The organism is Niabella ginsenosidivorans (assembly GCF_001654455.1).
GTDB lineage: Bacteria > Bacteroidota > Bacteroidia > Chitinophagales > Chitinophagaceae > Niabella > Niabella ginsenosidivorans.
In genome coordinates, this window is record NZ_CP015772.1 from 3,521,946 (window position 1) to 3,538,673 (window position 16,728).

Genomic DNA, 16,728 nt, shown 5'->3' on the forward strand with positions numbered 1-16,728 from the left:
GCGCAGAAAAAATGTAATCAGGCCACTGTTCTGCAAATGTTGCGAAACAATGCACCCGCTTTAAAGCACCGGCAATTTTACAAAAAAGGTAGTGCCAATGCCCGGCTCTGTTTCAAACCAGATACTGCCGTTTGCTTTTTCTACAATGCCTTTACACATGGCCAGTCCCAACCCTGTTCCGGAGCTTTTGGTGGTAAAATTGGGGGTAAAGATCCTTGCCTTCATGGTTTCGCTGATGCCTGCTCCATTATCCTTTACACTGATGATCACGGTATCATTATCCAGGCGCTCCCTAACCTCCAACACGCACCTTGTATTCCCTTCACAGGCATCAATGGCGTTTACAAACAGGTTGGTGAACAGCCGGTTCAATTGCGTTTTATCTGCCTTTACCTGCACCGGTATCGGTAAAGGGTTCCAGTGAAAGGTCACTTCCGGGTTCTTGCTGTAAATATTTTCCAGTGGCTGCAATACTTCATGCAGGTCGAATGCTTCTGCCTTTACATGGTTGATATTGGCAAACTGGGAAAAATCTGCTGCTATCTTTGAAAGGTGATCAATCTGTTCCACCAGTGTTTTTGCCACACTTGAGGTCAGTTGCTGAATATTGGGGCTTTGCTCATTAATGGCCTTCTGTAAATATTGCAGGCTCAGTTTCATAGGCGTAAGCGGGTTCTTGATCTCATGCGCTACCTGCCGTGCCATTTCCCTCCATGCTTCTTCCCGTTCTGATCGTGCCAGGGTATCTGCGCTTTCTTTTAATTGCGCCACCATTTTATTATATTCCTTTACCAGCTGGCCTATTTCATCATCCCGCTCCCACAGGATCTCCTCATTAAGGCTGGATAAACTGATCTGCTTCATTTTATTACCAATAACGGTGAAGGAGCCGGTAATACGGTTGGTAATGAGCAATGCCAGCAACCCTGTAAGCAGGAATATAAATGCATACAGATTGATCAGGGTGATCAGGAATGTTGAAATTTCCTGGCTCAATTCCTGCTGCGATGTAAAATAAGGGATGCTCAGATACGCATAGGGCTGCGCGCTGTTTTCTCCTACCGGCGCATAGATCGTATTATAGGAAAGATTAGACACGCGCTCCTTTTGTGTATACTCAACCCTTCTCAGGCGCAACAGATAATAATAAGCACGCGGCATCATACGGTCACTTAAAACACCCCGGCTGTATATATCCGGCTGACTGGAAGCCCGCAGCACCCCGGTCTGATCATATACATTTACATCCACGCCATGAATATCAGAAACCCTTTTTATTACTCCATTCAATACATTTGCGCTGAACAGGTCTTCATTGCTTCCTTTTGACTGTAAAATGGTTCTTACACTATCATAGGTTTCATGCGAGCTTAATTCATTCAGCATGATATTCATGGTACGGCTTAATTTGTCATTGTTGGATTCTTCAAAGCGATTGACAAAAAATGAAATAGTGGCGGCTCCCACCACCAGAAATGCCAGCACGTTGATGAGAATAAAGGTGCCATGGATCTGGCTTCGGATCGTTGGGAAAAAAGTTGCATTTTTTACAGACCGCTGACCTATAAAGATGCTGAGAACAATCATCAGTAAATTGATGAGCGCCGTCAGGAACAGGAAGGAACAGAAGATATACGAGAACAGGGTAATGGCTTCCAGGAACATTTCGCTCTTGCGCACCATTACAATTACTTTTGATGCGCTGGCGCGGTACCACAATTCATTATACCCGTCTTTTTCCCGTATCTCAAAGCGCCGCTGGGGCATCTGTCCGGGCGTAAGATAAGACGTAAAGGGGTATTTTTTAGAAGAGGATCTCAACTGATTATCCTGGTAAATAGCATACTGATATACCAGCGAGTTGGAATATTCCCAGCTGCGGAATTGCTTAAACAATTCGGGCCTGATGTTCGCTACAGCAAATTTCCGCGGGTTGGATACAATATAAATCGTACCCAGCAGGTGGCCCGTTTTTGCGTTGGATATGACCCGCCGGGTTATATAAGCAAAATTGTCAAACTCCGATTCATAAAAATACATGTCCGGTAATGAAGTAGGCCTGGATTTATTGGCAATAATATTGTTCAGCGCCTCTACGGTATAAGGGGCCTGGTTAAACAGCGGGTTATTTAAACTGTCGAAAAAATAAAGATTGGTCACATAGTTATTCAGGTACCCGATGTAATTCCGGTTACGGATACTATCCCGCATGTGCTCATTCTCCTGCTGATCATAAAGCCTTTTAAAATTGTTCCGGAAATAATTACTGTCCAGGTATTTATTCGCAATGCTGATCAGCCGTTCACTGGCGGGGTCTGTTTGCGTTGCCAGTTTTTCAATATATTTTTTCCGGAGGGAAAGTTCTGCCTTATTGATCTCCTTTAACATCAGCAGGGAGAGGCTAACGGAAAATACAAATATCCAGAGCACCGTTCCAGAAACACTGAACTGCACGTACCGGTATATTACAGCTTCTTTTGTAAACACAAACGTATATACCAGCAGCCATACCAGTACCGGCAGGTAAAAGATAACGACCTCGTCTTTTTCAATAAGCGTTATAAACAGCAGGCCCAGCACCGCTATCAGCAGATAGATCAGTAATAAATTATCCTTAAATGCTGCAAGAATGAATTTATAAAGTGTGCGGCTGAGGTAATAAAATCCAAGACATAAGCAGGCCAGAATGATAAATCCTACGGCAGTAAAAACAGAAAGACTGGATACATTGGTAACGTCAAATGATATTTTGGACCATGCGATCAGCGTTTTTATAACCCCGGCAATGCTGAAGGTGGCTGCAATGAGTATGACAAGGCAACTGATACCAGTTATCCAGATGGTCTTTTTACTGTATTTATATACATTGAGCGTAACTGCCGACAACCGGTTCCACACAAACACACTTATCCAGCAAAACAAAAGGCTGTTAATTAAAAGATCGCCCAGTGTTGGAAGTATGTCCCCTGCACTGTAAACAGCCGGATCAAAAAGTGAGAATTCCCCGGACCTCCACCGGGCCGTCATTAAATACAGCACGATGCGAAAAGCCAGAAAGCTTCCGGTTAAGAAATAGATCTGGTTCAGATAATTAACGGGAGCCAGCCGCTTTGCCAAAATAAGATAAAGGGCCAGGAAGAACAAAAAGAGCCCTGTAATTTTCATCACTACAGACAGTTCCGAATCCCGGGCTACTTTAACGCTGGCTTTATATTTCAGGTAGAACAGCGGGGTTCCGTCCGCGCTTTTCACTGCAAAAGGGGTTGGGGTCAGTGAAACGTCCATTATATTATTCATTGTTTTATCAAACGGGAAATCATTTTTAAAATATTCCGTTTCAATAAAAAATGAAGACTTGATCAGGATCAGGCAATAGGCATTAAAATCCGTATATCCGGGAACCGGTTTGCGCAGCGAATAATAGTAGCCGTTGGGCAGCTTTGCTACCTGCTCATCCCTGCTGCTGTACAACAGCTCATCTGAAGGTATCACAATGCCTGTGTTCCAGAAACGCAGGAACTGCTTATTGGCATCTTTTTTATAAATATAGAAATAAAACGGGCCATCGTATACGCTCATCAGATCGTTCAGGCTTTCCCGTGATTGCGTAAGCCGTTTCATCAGTTGCTCATCCTTCAGCAGTTGTTCAAAGCCGGCAACGCGTTTTGCAATCTCTTTTTCAAAGAAGGCCGTTTGCTGATCGAGGGATGTTTTTTTTACAAATTTTGAACTAAGCAGCATCCCGGTTAAAAAAACCATTACTGATGCTGTTAACAGGATCAGCTCCCAAAAATATTTGTTTTTACCTTTCAACTTTATTTACCGGCTTCTTCCTTCTTCTTTAGCTTTGTTCCAGAGCGCGTCCATTTCGGCCAGCGACAGGCGGGCAAGAGCCGTACTCTTTTCGCCTGCCAGTTCCTCCATCCTTGTAAACCGGCTGGTGAATTTTTTATTGGTACGCTCCAAGGCCGCTTCGGCATCTATTTTTAAAAAACGTGCGTAATTGATCAGTGAAAATAATAAATCTCCGAATTCATCCTCAACCCGGGATGCCTGGCCTGACTGAACTGCCTCCCGGAGCTCTGCTGATTCTTCCTCCACCTTTTCCCAAACCTGTGCTGCCGTATCCCATTCAAACCCCACCTGCTTTGCTTTTTCCTGCAGGCGCATTGCCTTTACCAGGGCCGGTAATGACCGGGGCACACCACTCAGCACCGATTTTTTCCCCTCCTTCAGCTTCAATTGCTCCCAGTTCTGCTTTACATCTTCTTCCGACTTTACTTCTTTCAGCCCTTCCATACCTTCCCCGGCAGGGTAAATATGGGGGTGCCGCCTGATCAGTTTTTCGGTGATCCCGTTGAGCACCTCGTCAATTGTAAATTCCTTTTGCTCAGACGCAATCTTTGAATAAAAGACTACATGCAGCAACAGATCGCCCAGTTCTTCCCGGATGCCTTTCCAGTTCTCTTCAATAATGGCATCTCCCAGTTCGTAGGTCTCCTCTATGGTCATCTGCCGCAGGCTGTGAATGGTCTGCTTCCGGTCCCACGGACATTTTTCACGCAGCTCATCCATTATTTTTACTAATCGGTCAAAAGCTTCCTGCCTCATATTTTGTAATTCAAATTCTTTACCCCTTCAGAATTAATATAAAATTTTTGTTTACATTAAACAAATTATAAATCTCACAATCAATTATCAACACGTAGCTATATCTATTTTTTGCCTGGATCTGGTTCAGTAAAGAACCGATGCATGAACAACAACTGATACTGAATGGCATTTTGCCAGTAGTCACCATTATGCGCTCCGGGTCGGGTAATATAATCATGCGGAATATTGCGTAACAACAGCTCCCTGTGAAGATTTTCATTCACTTTATAAAAGAAATCTTCTGTACCGCAATCGATCATTATTTTTAATGTATTGGGCTGTATCAGGTAAAGCATGTTTATTACCGTATTTTTTTCCCAGCGTTCCGGAAACTCAGCATACCTGCCCAGCCGTTTGGCGATATCCCAGTTATTAGGAAAGGGCCTTATATCAACACCGCCGCTCATGCTTCCGGCAGCACCAAAAACATCCGAGTGTTTAATAGCCAGGTACAGGGCACCATGACCACCCATACTTAGCCCTGTGATTCCTCTTCCGGAAGCCTTTGGAATCGTTGAATAATTTTTATCAACCCAGGCAATTAATTCCTTTGCAACAAAAGTTTCATATTTAAAGGATGGATCTACAGGGCTGTCCCAATACCAGCTTCCATACCCTCCATCCGGGCATACCAGCAGCATTTGATACTGGTCGGCCGTTTCCATTACCCCTTTCATTTTTGCATACCCTGCATAATTACCGCTATAGCCATGCAGCAAATACACAACCGGGTATTTCTTTGACCGGTCATAATGATCCGGTACTGCAACCACTGTTTTTATGTTCTTGTTCATAGCAGGGCTGAATACGTCCAGGGTATCTACTTTTGCAGCAGAGACACGTAAAAGCAGCACCAGGAATACAGCCATTAAACCCCCTTTCTTCATTCGCATATATTTAGAGCCAACGAATTTAGCCAAAAAATCAAAAGTATTCTGTATAAAAAAAGGCAGCGAAACCAACCGCCGCCTTTGAAAACCAACGAACGGAAGCTCTAAAAATGTTTGTGACGGCTTAGCGCATGCTTTACACCGGGATAATCATTGATCAGCGCCAGCTCATAATCGGGGTTGGATTTCAGCTTACGGATGAACTCCACCAGCCTCAGGGAATCATCGGCCGTTCTCCACATCTGGTCGTGCGCCAGGATCACCAGGTTATCGGGCACCATGGTTTTCTTGCTGGCAAATAAATTATTGACCTGGTTATACAGCTGGTCAGCCGTTTGAACGGCTTTGGCGTTTTTGTGATTGAACTGCCATTCCAGGTCCCATCCTATTAAAACGAAGCCGCCTTTTGACTGCAAGGTATCGATCACCCGCTTATTCTTTAACAGATCTGTCCGGGTAATGCTGTCAATCCGCCAGGCATTGCGGCCCGGTGTACGGGCAATAGGCGCCTTAAGCGCCATTAATGCCTGCGCCCTGTTAAAATCCGAGATAACCGAGTCGGCATGTGTATAAAACGGGGTGAATTTGTTTCTCCAGGCATGGGAATAGCTATGATTGCACAGTTCTATTCCCGGAAAAGCCTGCATTTTGTTCCACATCAGTTTCTGCTCCGGGCTGGCATCAGTATGCAGCCCTATAAGGAACATGGTAGCAGGCACATTCTCATCCTTCAGGATCGTTAAAAGATTTTTGGTGCCCAGATTGGGACCATCATCAAAGGTTAGATAGACCTTCTTTTTATTAGACGGCGGCGCCGTAACGGTATCTTCTGTTTTAGCGATAGTGTCCGGGGCATTCGTGCTGTCTGCTCCTGTATCCGGCCTGCTGGTATTGGTGTTATTGTATGGGTTACATGCCCACAGGAGTACCAGGGCAAAAATACAGGGGGTTAGCCATTTCAATTTTGAAGAGGGAGGCTCTTCCTTTTTAAAAACATCTTTCATAGAATAAACATCCTTTTTAAATAGTCAAAAATCATCACATAAAGGTTAACAGTCTCTTTATAAGCAGGGTTAGCAGCAAAATAAAAGCCTATAAGCTGCCTGCTATAGACTTTTCATATGTGCTTCCTTTACGTTATGTTGCAATTGTAAAGCTATTAAATCGTTTAATGATCACAAAATAATCTTTATAAAGAGCGGGCGCATCTGATAATCATCGGTCATCAAAATATTGTTTTGTATAAACCGGGATTGAAGCATAATAGACCGCCCCTACGGGTAGGTTGTCCAAAAAAGATGATAAAGTTCGTCATCAGCAGATTGTATTTTGAGGCATAACAGTTTGAATTGGATATAATTATGAAGAATCAAAGAGAATAAAGATTGGAGAAAAAGATAAACCCAATTGGAAAAATTAAATGAAAAACTCGGAAGGTTATTAAATCTTACCAGCAGGAGTTACATTGTCAGAAAGCAAAGACAAGGGATTTATTGAAAAGCAAAGAGCAGTTTAAGTAGGTCCACCTGAAAAGGCGTAATTCAGTAGGGTCGCATTTTTAAAGAGAAAAGAGCAATAAATAAGCCTCTCTTTGGAGCAAAATTTGCCAAAAGGGAGGCATTATCATTTTGTTTTGTATATGTCAAAGTTACTTCTTTTAGATTTGTAAACATATCGCGTCGCATACAAACCACTGGGCAGGCACGGGCAGCTTAGCCACCTTGCCTGCCAACTCCAAAAATCAAGCGATGCCAGCGCACCGCAATGCATATGTATGGCCTGAATGTACCAAAAATAACCCAAAAATAACCCTGACTTCAATTTTGAGCTCTCAAAAACCTAAAAAACACAAAAAAATCTACAATATTATTGTGGCCCCCCTTGCTTTGCCAATTTTCAGGAATAGCAAATTATAGACCAACAAAAAAAGCATGATGCCCTTACAGAAAATTTCAGATCTGATTAAATGTCACTTCTGTATAAAAAATGAAAATCCGTTCCGTATAATTTCCTGCTATTCTAAAGAAACGCAGGAACTACGGCCTGCATACAGCACCGGATGCAAGATCCGGCTTAAAAGTAAAACAGTATTTTCCTGATCATGTGAAATGATCGGATCGAGGTATTTCATATACAGCAGACGATTGTTACCAGCTGCCCCCGGCACCACCGCCCCCAAAGCTGCCACCACCAAATCCACCGAAGCCGCCGCCCCCACCGCCGGACCAACTTCCTCCTCCACCGCCCGACCAACTTCCTCCTCCACCGCCCGACCAGCCGCCAGGCAAAATCCATCCGCCACCGCGGTAGCCCCTGCGGGAGACATACCCGCCATTATTACCGCCGCCGCGGCTCATAAAGGCCACAAAAATGATCACTACAATAATGACCAGCAAAATAGTTCCGAAGCCCATTCCATTTCCTCTTTGATGGTAGCCTTCCGGCGCTTTAAACTTACCGGCCGCTGCCTGTATGAGCGCATCGGTTCCTTCATCCAATCCCCTGTAATTCTGCCCATTTTTAAAATCTGGGATGATGATCTGATCCACAATTTGCGAAGCTATCAGGTCTGTAACAGCGCTTTCCAGTCCATACCCCGGAGCAATAAAAAGCCCGCGGTTACTTTGCCCGTCCTTTTCGCCGGTATTAATAAGGATCACAATACCATTATTGAACTGCTTACCACCAACGCCCCACTTCCTCCCTAAAGCAATGGCATAATCATCCCTGGAGTGCCCTTTCAGGTCATCAACGATTACAACGGCGATCTGGGTAGAAGTACTGTCGTCATAGGCGACCAGCTTCTGCTCCAGCGCCTGGTTTTGTTCAGGAGTGAGGAAATGACCGGTAAAGTCGTTCACCAGCCTTGGTGGCCCTGGCTGATCAGGAATATCTTTGTCTATTTGTCCAAAGGACAAAAGGGAAACAAGTAAAAAATATAAAAGGAAAATCTTTTTCATTAATTGTTAATTGCCAAAAGCAATATCATCCGGAAGTTCATTATGATCCGTTTCCCTGTCATAAGGAAAATGGTGATGCAGCCCTGCTCCTATCTTTTGCACATATTCGCTGATCCCGGCTGCAAAATTCTTTTTATTAAAATGCTGAAGGATCTCTTTTACCAGATTATCCCAATAGGCTTTACCGGTTCTGCTGTAAATACCTTCATCACCAAAAATGGCCATCTGCCGGTCTTTTAACGCAATATATAACAGCACCGCATTCCGCTCTGCCGTTTGTTCCATTTTTAATTTGTAGAAGATCTCCGCCGCGCGGTCCACAGGATCCACATATTTGTTATGACTTTCCATGTAAACACGGATCTCTCCACTGGTCTGACTTTCTGCCTGGCGGATTGCATTTACGATCTGCTCTTTTTCAGCAGCGGTAAGCACATCTTCCGGTTTTTTACTGAACATCGGGAAAGCCATATTATCAGAATTTTATTTCCACATTTTTATCCGCGCCAGGAACAGCCTTAAAGCCCTCCATGGGTTTAAAACCCAAAAGCCCGGCAGTAATATTTGTTGGAAAACTCCGTACAGATTTATTGTAAGCTGCTACTGCACCGTTAAAATCTTCTCTTGCCACCTTTATTCTCCGCTCATTACCTTCGAGCTGCGTCTGTAATCCGCGATAGGCCTCTGTTCCATGCAATACCGGATACTTTTCAATAGAAATGATCATCCGGTTAGAAGCAACGGCCAGCGAATCCTGTAATGTTGATTGCCTGTTATAATTCTCTGCCGTTAAATTACCGCCGGATTGCTGTAAGGCGCTGCTGCGCGCATTGATCACATCCACTAATGTATTGTGCTCAAAATCGCTGAGCCCTTTTACAACATTTACCAGGTTAGGGGTAAGATCCAGCCGCCGCTGATAGGTACTTTGCACTTCGGCCCATTTTTGCTGCACGTTTTCCTGTTTCCTTACCAAAGAATTATAGGAAACAACACCATACAGCAACAGGACTATTGCAATAACAACAATGTATAGGGTTGATTTTTTCAAACTACTCAACTACTCCTGCTTGTTCTGTCAATTAAAGATTAGAATTGCACGGTAGGCGCTTTATCTGCACCGGGATCCGCTTTAAACCCTTCCTTGGCATGGAAGCCAAAAAGACCACCCAGTATGTTCATAGGAAATGAACGCACTTTTGTGTTATAGGCCTGTACTGCCTGGTTAAAAGAGAGGCGCTTGGCCCGGATATCATTTTCAATGCCTTCCAACTGGCCCTGCAATTGCTGAAAATTCTGAGTGGCCTTCAGATCAGGATAATTTTCCACAACAGCCAGCAGCCTGCTTAACGCGCTGCTCATTTCTCCCTGCGCTGCCTGGAATTTGGCCATATTTTCAGGGGTCAACTGATCTGCATTAATATTTACTGATGTTGCTTTTGCCCGGGCATTGATCACATCAGTCAATGTTTTCTGTTCAAAATTAGCAGCCCCTTTTACGGTATTTACCAGGTTGCCTACCAGGTCATTTCTTCGCTGATATTCTGCCTGTACATTATTCCAGGCGTTGTTTACATTTTCCTGTTCTTTTACAAGGCCATTGTAGCCGCGGCATCCCATAAAGCCCACAATGACCAAAAGAATAACAACAATTAAAGTAACTCCTTTCATATCTTTCGTTTTAGGGTTTTTGATAAATCAAATTTATAATAAAAATCACACTAAGCTGTTAATATCTTTCCCTGCCGGAGGGGCTTGTCGGTAAGTGCACCAAAAACAGCGGTAAAAACCGGCTTCCTAACCTTATGGCTGTATTTTCAGCAATACTTTTTTATCCAGGAACCACAACATTCCCTTATCCCTGGTACCTAAAAAGATATCAGGAGTGCCTTTATAGTCCGGCTTGCTGAAATGCAATTCTGCATGCTGTGCGCTATCCAGCCAGGGAAAATCAAACTGTTCCCTGGAATAATTTCCTTTTGGGAAGCCTGCATTCATATATGCCGTCAGTATAGCTGCATATGTTTTCTCATCATAAAACAATACTGCTTCGAGGCCTTCTGTGGTCTGCCCGTTCCATTTAAAAACAGCACCGGTGGTCGGATATTTTTTCAGGTCGATCAACTGTGCAAGCCTGGCCGTATCTTCAGAAATGGCCATGCCTGTTCTTATTGATAACGCCGGAGGCGCTGCTTTAGCTTCTGTTTGCTTTGTGCTATTATTACAGGCTGTTATAATAATCGCTCCAAAAATGCACAGGATCATTCTGTTCATAAAAGACTATTTTATTGTTCTCCGTTTTACGGAAGCCTCCGGATAGGAAAAAGGGACCTTTTACAGTAAAAGCAATACCCTGGGAATAAAAATGATCAGTCCCGCAATCAATGCTCCTGCAGAAACAATCAATACTGCGGCAGCAGACAGGTCTTTGATTATTTTAATAGTTGCCCTTTTTTCCGGCGATACAAAGTCGCAAAGTTTCTCTATAGCCGTATTTACCAGTTCCGTTGCCATTACGGCAGCAATGCAAAGCACTATGACCAGCAGCTCTGAACCGGAAACTTTTAATACGATGCCCAAAAGCAATGCAAAAAAAGCAGCCACAAGATGAACCCTGAAGTTTTGTTCAGACTGTATCACGGCCTTCAGACCACTAAAGGCATAGCTGAAACTTTTCACCAGCTTTTTTATTGAAAAGGAATTGTTCATAAATAATAGCAAAGCTACATTAAATGAAACAGACATTTCAGTAACCGTACACATATTGCATGTGCCAAAATGAGCCATGAATGCACAAAGGAACGGCGCTAATTAAAAAACATTCCCGAAAAGCCGGGGCGGATCTATTTCCAGAAAACTCTATTTTATTTTTAAAAATTTCCCGCAGACAACGCTCCTGCCTGCGAGGCAGTGAATTTCGCAGAAGGGGTGTCTTTTAGCAAGCGTTCTTTGGTCTGCTTTGTAATACTGGTCGGATACCGTCTATATAACTTATACAGCTGTTCTGCAGATCAAACCACACAAGCTATTGCTTCTTACTGCCCGTTTTTTCAGCAGCTTTTTTCTTTTCTTCCGTTTCCTTCTTCTTTGCTTCCTCTTCCAGCGCCAGCCCCAATGCCGTCATGGCGCACTTCCTGCAACCCAGCGCTGCCCCGCCTTCCAGCGCTTTTTTTGCCATTTTGCTATCACCTATAGCAGCATAATAACCTCCCAGAACAGCATAACCGTTCACAGCCCCTAACCGAATTGCCCTGTTGATACTATTCATGATCTCCGGGTTGGGTGCGCGCTTTTTTACAATAGTCTTCCCGGAAAGTATTGCTTCAACGCCCACTTCATCCAGTATTCTTAAACCGGAATAATCAAGACAGGCACGTGCCAGGCCGCTGTCACAAAGTGCTTTCATTGATCTTGTCATTGATGCAATTTCATCCTTAAAGGCCCGGCTGTTGTTTCCTTTCAATTGATAATACTGATACATCCACCCGGCCATCTGATCTGATTGAGCAGGCTCTGTTCTCCGGGTTATAATCGCTGTGTCTGGCTGCAACTCCCAAATAGAACCTTTTACCCACTGGGATGCGCCATAAAGCCGGTCGTCTTTTAAAACAAATTTAAAGATGCCTTTATCCGGGTATACGATTACAGTATCCTCTTTCTGGAAATAATCTTCTTCTTCCCAGCCTGCAATATCTACAATACCATTTCCATAAAACGTAAAATAATCATAAAGAGCGCTGTCTGATGTTGCTTTAAAATAGCCCAGCAGCTCGTTTGTAATTTTCTGTGAGTGCCCTTTTGCCGGAATGCTCCCAAGCAGCAGCCATATCATCAACAGCTTTTTCATTTTGGGGATTACCGTAGTGGTCTTTGTGGTCTTGTTTATAAAATTTTCCATGGTTATTATAAATGAGCGCTAAAGATAATCAAAGAATATTTCAGGAAGTTTTTTCTTTAAAATCCCGCTGGCGGCGCTGAGTTTGCAGAAGGGTGCTCTTTCCACGGGCGCAAATAAAAAAGCATGAAGCCCTTTTGACTGCATGCTTTAATTATTTTCCGGATCTTTCCTTAATTACTCCTGGATTGCAGCAATACCTGGTAAAACTTTTCCTTCAAAAAATTCCAGCATGGCGCCACCACCGGTAGAAACATAGCTTACTTTATCAGCAAATCCGAATTTATTTACTGCTGATACGCTATCGCCGCCGCCGACCAGTGAGAAAGCACCGTTTTGCGTGGCTTCAGCAACCGCTTCCGCAATGGCTTTAGTGCCGGCCTGGAATTGAGCCATTTCAAAAACGCCCATAGGCCCATTCCATAAAATGGTTTTTGAGTTTTTGATGACGTTGCTGAACTGGGCCCTTGCCTCGCCGGCAATATCCAGCCCCATCCAGCCATCCGGAATATTATTGCTTAACGCTTCAGAAACATCTGCATCCTCAGCAAACCTGTCGGCAATAATGCTATCGCCGGGTAAATGGATATTGACACCTTTTATTTTTGCTTTTTCAAGAATTTCCCCGGCAGTATCCAAACGGTCTTCCTCGCAGAGGGAAGCGCCTATTTTGCCGCCCATTGCTTTATAGAATGTATACGCCATGCCGCCGCCAATGATAATGTCGGTTGCTTTTTCCATCAGGTTCTCAATGATCAGGATCTTATCGGAAACCTTTGCCCCGCCCAGGATGGCGGTAAAGGGTTTTTCACTTTGGTTCAATACCCTTTGCGCGCTGTTTACCTCATTTTCCATCAGCAGGCCGAACATCTTTTTATCTGCCGGGAAAAATTTTGCAATAACAGCGGTTGAAGCATGCGCACGATGCGCTGTTCCAAAGGCGTCGTTCACATATACATCGCCCAGCTTGCTTAATTTTTCGGCAAAAGCTTCATCACCTTTTTCCTCTTCTTTATAGAAGCGCAGGTTTTCCAACAGCAGCACTTCACCGGGGCGCAGCATATCTGCTGTTAAGTAAGCCTGCTCCCCTATACAATCATTGGCAAACAGTACCGTGGTACCACCTAATAACTCACTAAGATGGTTTACCAGGTGCTTTAAAGAGAATTTATCTTCCGGCCCGTTTTTAGGGCGGCCCAGATGGCTCATTAGAATTACTTTACCTCCATCTTTCAATATCTTTTGAATGGTAGGTACTGCCGCTTTCATACGTGCGTCGGAAGTGATCTCCATCTTATCGTTCAGCGGCACATTGAAATCTACGCGTATCAGCGCTTTCTGGTCTTTGAAATTATGATCTGAAAATTTTGACATTATTAAAGAATTTGAGGTTTCAGATTTGAGTCCCGATGGCTATCGGGATGAGCTTGAATCAAATGGATGCCACATGCACAGCAGTACAACTGAGCGTAGCAACAAGGATGCCCTCTGTACTGCAGCCCGTCCAATAAAAAGAAAAAGCGGAACGAGGTGTTCCGCCTTAGTTCTTTATTACCGGATTACTTGCTGATCAGTTTAGCAAAGTAGTCTACTGTACGTACCAGCTGAGATACGTAGCTCATTTCATTATCATACCAGGAAACAGTACGTACAATGTGCTTGTCTCCTACGTTCATTACTTTTGTTAATGTGGCGTCAAATAAAGAGCCATAGTGCGTGCCGATCACATCGCTGCTCACGATCTCATCTTCATTATAACCAAAGCTTTCATTGGCAGCTGCTTTCATTGCTGCATTGATCTCCTCGGCTGTGGTTGCTTTTTTCAGGATAACATTCAGCTCGGTAATAGAACCGGTGATGGTAGGAACCCGCTGTGCACTTCCATCCAGTTTACCTTTTAAGTTGGGCAGTACCAATCCGATTGCCTTTGCAGCACCGGTGCTGTTGGGTACGATATTAGCTGCGGCGGCTCTTGCCCTTCTCAGATCGCCTTTTGCATGCGGAGCATCCAAAGTATTCTGATCATTGGTATAAGCGTGAATGGTAGTCATAATACCCAGTTCGATGCCAAATGTGTCATCCAGTACTTTTGCCATTGGCGCCAGACAGTTGGTTGTACAGGAAGCACAGCTGATCACTGTTTCGCTGCCATCCAGGATATTGTGGTTCACATTGAATACAACGGTTTTCAGGTCGCCGGTTGCGGGAGCAGAAATAACCACTCTTTTTGCACCAGCTGTTAAATGTGCTTCTGCTTTTGCTTTATCGGTAAAGAAACCAGTGCATTCCAGCACAACATCTACATCATGATCTTTCCAGGGAATTTGGGAAGGATCTTTTTGTGCATATATTTTTACTTCATGACCATCTACGATGATTGAGTTTTCGGTGCTTTTAACATCTTGATGAAAGCCTCCCTGGGCGGAGTCATATTTTAACAGGTGCGCTAATACTTTTGGGCTTGTCAAATCATTGATGGCAACAACATCGATACCCTGTTGATTGTAGATTTGACGATAAGCCAAACGGCCAATTCTTCCGAAGCCGTTAATGGCTACTTTTACTGTACTCATAGTTGTGTAAATAAATTTAGTTAAGTAAGAACTTTTTTTGGAGGCGTAAAGTTACAGTATTTTGTATGGAATACATATTAAAGAATTTCAATTTTTCCGGGATTTTTATTAAAAACAAATTATTTTTTAAAATTTATTTGGCGAAAAGATAGCGTACAATTATCTTTGCACTCCCAAAAAACGGGTATGCCGCGTTGGTCAAGGGGTTAAGACGCATCCCTTTCACGGATGAATCACGGGTTCGATTCCCGTACGCGGTACAAACTTTTTCCATAGTCGGAAAAACTAACAGAAATTGGGGCTGACCTTTTTGGTCAGCCCTTTTCTTTGTGAGAAAAGGGCTGAGTTGTAATTTTAGTTACCACACAAAAATTACAATGGCTAAAGTAAAAACTTCTGTAGTATTTAAGCAATATAGTCCCCAACAAAATTTATTGCTGCCTCCATATTTGGAAGAGTTAATTGGCAAAGGTCACCTGGTGCGAGTGGTTAATGAGGTAGTTGAGTTAATGGATATCAGCGATTTAATTAATTTGTACAAGGGTGGCGGCACCAGTAGCTATCATTCCCGGATGTTGCTAAAAGTATTATTGTATGCTTATTGCGTTAAGATCTATACGGGCCGCAAAATAGCTAAAGCCCTGAACCATGACATTCATTTTATGTGGCTTTCAGCTATGAGCCGTCCTGATTTTCGTACTATTAATAACTTTCGCAGCAGCAAAGCCAAACAGGTAATAGAAGCATTGTTTAAAGAGCTGTTGGAGTTTTTGGTAGCTCATCAGTATATTAAACTGGAAAATTATTTTTGTGATGGAACAACATTGCGTGCAGATGCCAATCAACACAAAATGGTATGGAAGAAAAATGCAGAGCGGTATGGTCTGAAGGCTATAGAAAAATGTCAGGAGTTGTTTAAGCAAATAGATGAGCTGAACCAGCAGGAAGATAAAGCCTATGGGCAAGCTGATCTGGAAGAGCATGAACAAGCCGTTACCGTGAGCCGGGAAGCAATAGCCCAAAAAGTAGCTACCCTCAACGATGTCATCCGCAATACTGTTGTAAAGAGCAAACGACGCAGGGCCACCACACTGAAAAAGAAGTTAAAAGATGCTAAAGGCAAGATAAAAAAGTATAACAATCAGATTCACAAAGCCGGTAACCGTAGTGGTTACAATAAAACCGATACCGATGCCACAGCCATGATGATGAAAAATAAGGCAGAAGTACTGCCGGCCTACAACGTACGGGCAGGTAGCGAGGATCAGTTTATTACCGGCGTGAGCGTTCATCAATCGACCAATGATGGAGCCTGCTTTAATGATCACCTGCACACCATAGCCAACCAACAACCTTGCAAACCTGACAGGATTATCGCCGACAGCATCTTTGGTACCGAGCAGAATTATGAACTGCTACAACAAAATGAAATAGCCAACTATATGAAGTTCCCGCTGTATCATAAAGAACAAACCAAAGCGTATCAGCAAAATTCTTTTCTGAGGGACAACTTTGTTTATGATATACTCACAGACACTTATAGCTGCCCCAATAAGCAGCTGCTTATTTTTAAAGGCAAACACCAACAAACGCATAAACGCACAGGTTACAGATCAGAGGTAAAAGTCTACGAATGTAATAATTGATGGTTAAAGGCCATTTAAGCAAAACAATACAGCGTTCGTCGACAAAAACCGTCATACGTCTGCTAACAAAAGAAGTATAAAGAACCAAACCTAACTTTGTAGTTACATAAA

At 43.4% G+C, this 16,728-nt stretch carries 14 protein-coding genes and 1 tRNA gene; 2 read left to right on the plus strand and 13 right to left on the minus strand.

The window, feature by feature from the left end; all coding sequences use genetic code 11:
• Nucleotides 1–60 precede the first annotated feature (60 nt).
• The 13 genes from A8C56_RS14760 to gap form a co-directional block, all read right to left on the minus strand.
• Nucleotides 61–3,759 (minus strand): ATP-binding protein, encoded by a 3,699-nt coding sequence (locus tag A8C56_RS14760; RefSeq protein ID WP_245645499.1) that lies wholly within the window; start codon nt 3,757–3,759, stop codon nt 61–63.
• Nucleotides 3,760–3,819: 60 nt separating this feature from the next.
• Nucleotides 3,820–4,611, minus strand: coding sequence for a nucleoside triphosphate pyrophosphohydrolase (gene mazG, locus A8C56_RS14765; protein WP_067757560.1), 792 nt, complete (start codon nt 4,609–4,611; stop codon nt 3,820–3,822).
• Nucleotides 4,612–4,715: 104 nt separating this feature from the next.
• Nucleotides 4,716–5,540 (minus strand): alpha/beta hydrolase, encoded by an 825-nt coding sequence (locus A8C56_RS14770; protein ID WP_157097998.1) that lies wholly within the window; start codon nt 5,538–5,540, stop codon nt 4,716–4,718.
• Nucleotides 5,541–5,647: 107 nt separating this feature from the next.
• Complete coding sequence (locus tag A8C56_RS14775; protein ID WP_067757563.1) at nt 5,648–6,547, minus strand: polysaccharide deacetylase family protein; 900 nt, start codon at nt 6,545–6,547, stop codon at nt 5,648–5,650.
• Nucleotides 6,548–7,690: 1,143 nt separating this feature from the next.
• Nucleotides 7,691–8,503, minus strand: coding sequence for a TPM domain-containing protein (locus tag A8C56_RS14785; RefSeq protein WP_067757568.1), 813 nt, complete (start codon nt 8,501–8,503; stop codon nt 7,691–7,693).
• Between the two features lie 6 nt (nt 8,504–8,509).
• Nucleotides 8,510–8,974: a TPM domain-containing protein gene (locus A8C56_RS14790; protein WP_067757570.1), complete on the minus strand. Its 465-nt coding sequence runs from the start codon at nt 8,972–8,974 to the stop codon at nt 8,510–8,512.
• 4 nt (nt 8,975–8,978) lie between these two features.
• Nucleotides 8,979–9,554 carry a LemA family protein gene (locus A8C56_RS14795; protein WP_067757572.1) on the minus strand — a complete coding sequence of 192 codons (576 nt, stop codon included), beginning with the start codon at nt 9,552–9,554 and terminating at the stop codon, nt 8,979–8,981.
• 38 nt (nt 9,555–9,592) lie between these two features.
• Nucleotides 9,593–10,174: a LemA family protein gene (locus A8C56_RS14800; RefSeq protein WP_067757575.1), complete on the minus strand. Its 582-nt coding sequence runs from the start codon at nt 10,172–10,174 to the stop codon at nt 9,593–9,595.
• A gap of 132 nt (nt 10,175–10,306) precedes the next feature.
• A complete protein-coding gene (locus A8C56_RS14805; protein WP_067757578.1) occupies nt 10,307–10,777 on the minus strand; it encodes a hypothetical protein in 471 nt (156 codons plus the stop codon).
• A 60-nt stretch (nt 10,778–10,837) separates the two neighbouring features.
• The gene (locus A8C56_RS14810) at nt 10,838–11,212 is read right to left on the minus strand and encodes a diacylglycerol kinase family protein (protein WP_067762083.1); all 375 of its coding nucleotides are present in this window, start codon (nt 11,210–11,212) and stop codon (nt 10,838–10,840) included.
• Between the two features lie 316 nt (nt 11,213–11,528).
• Nucleotides 11,529–12,401 (minus strand): hypothetical protein, encoded by an 873-nt coding sequence (locus A8C56_RS14815; RefSeq protein WP_067757580.1) that lies wholly within the window; start codon nt 12,399–12,401, stop codon nt 11,529–11,531.
• Between the two features lie 174 nt (nt 12,402–12,575).
• On the minus strand, nt 12,576–13,772 hold the full coding sequence (locus A8C56_RS14820) for a phosphoglycerate kinase (RefSeq protein ID WP_067757582.1): 1,197 nt from the start codon (nt 13,770–13,772) through the stop codon (nt 12,576–12,578).
• A gap of 185 nt (nt 13,773–13,957) precedes the next feature.
• Nucleotides 13,958–14,971 (minus strand): type I glyceraldehyde-3-phosphate dehydrogenase, encoded by a 1,014-nt coding sequence (gap, locus tag A8C56_RS14825; protein ID WP_067757585.1) that lies wholly within the window; start codon nt 14,969–14,971, stop codon nt 13,958–13,960.
• A gap of 188 nt (nt 14,972–15,159) precedes the next feature.
• On the opposite strand from gap, the gene A8C56_RS14830 reads away from it, so the two are divergent.
• A tRNA-Glu gene (locus tag A8C56_RS14830) sits at nt 15,160–15,231 on the plus strand.
• A 117-nt stretch (nt 15,232–15,348) separates the two neighbouring features.
• Entirely contained in the window at nt 15,349–16,617 is a 1,269-nt protein-coding gene (locus A8C56_RS14835) for an IS1182 family transposase (protein WP_067757588.1), read from the plus strand.
• Nucleotides 16,618–16,728: the final 111 nt, after the last annotated feature.

What these genes read in the sequence shown, in the direction of transcription:
- A8C56_RS14815 (WP_067757580.1), bottom strand. Translation starts at nt 12,401, where the DNA reads ATGGAAAATTTTATAAACAAGACCACAAAGACCACTACGGTAATCCCC.
- A8C56_RS14835 (WP_067757588.1), top strand. Translation starts at nt 15,349, where the DNA reads ATGGCTAAAGTAAAAACTTCTGTAGTATTTAAGCAATATAGTCCCCAA.
- A8C56_RS14775 (WP_067757563.1), bottom strand. Translation starts at nt 6,547, where the DNA reads ATGAAAGATGTTTTTAAAAAGGAAGAGCCTCCCTCTTCAAAATTGAAA.
- A8C56_RS14820 (WP_067757582.1), bottom strand. Translation starts at nt 13,772, where the DNA reads ATGTCAAAATTTTCAGATCATAATTTCAAAGACCAGAAAGCGCTGATA.
- A8C56_RS14785 (WP_067757568.1), bottom strand. Translation starts at nt 8,503, where the DNA reads ATGAAAAAGATTTTCCTTTTATATTTTTTACTTGTTTCCCTTTTGTCC.
- gap (WP_067757585.1), bottom strand. Translation starts at nt 14,971, where the DNA reads ATGAGTACAGTAAAAGTAGCCATTAACGGCTTCGGAAGAATTGGCCGT.
- A8C56_RS14760 (WP_245645499.1), bottom strand. Translation starts at nt 3,759, where the DNA reads ATGGTTTTTTTAACCGGGATGCTGCTTAGTTCAAAATTTGTAAAAAAA.
- A8C56_RS14800 (WP_067757575.1), bottom strand. Translation starts at nt 10,174, where the DNA reads ATGAAAGGAGTTACTTTAATTGTTGTTATTCTTTTGGTCATTGTGGGC.
- A8C56_RS14805 (WP_067757578.1), bottom strand. Translation starts at nt 10,777, where the DNA reads ATGAACAGAATGATCCTGTGCATTTTTGGAGCGATTATTATAACAGCC.
- A8C56_RS14770 (WP_157097998.1), bottom strand. Translation starts at nt 5,540, where the DNA reads ATGAAGAAAGGGGGTTTAATGGCTGTATTCCTGGTGCTGCTTTTACGT.
- A8C56_RS14790 (WP_067757570.1), bottom strand. Translation starts at nt 8,974, where the DNA reads ATGGCTTTCCCGATGTTCAGTAAAAAACCGGAAGATGTGCTTACCGCT.
- A8C56_RS14810 (WP_067762083.1), bottom strand. Translation starts at nt 11,212, where the DNA reads ATGAACAATTCCTTTTCAATAAAAAAGCTGGTGAAAAGTTTCAGCTAT.
- mazG (WP_067757560.1), bottom strand. Translation starts at nt 4,611, where the DNA reads ATGAGGCAGGAAGCTTTTGACCGATTAGTAAAAATAATGGATGAGCTG.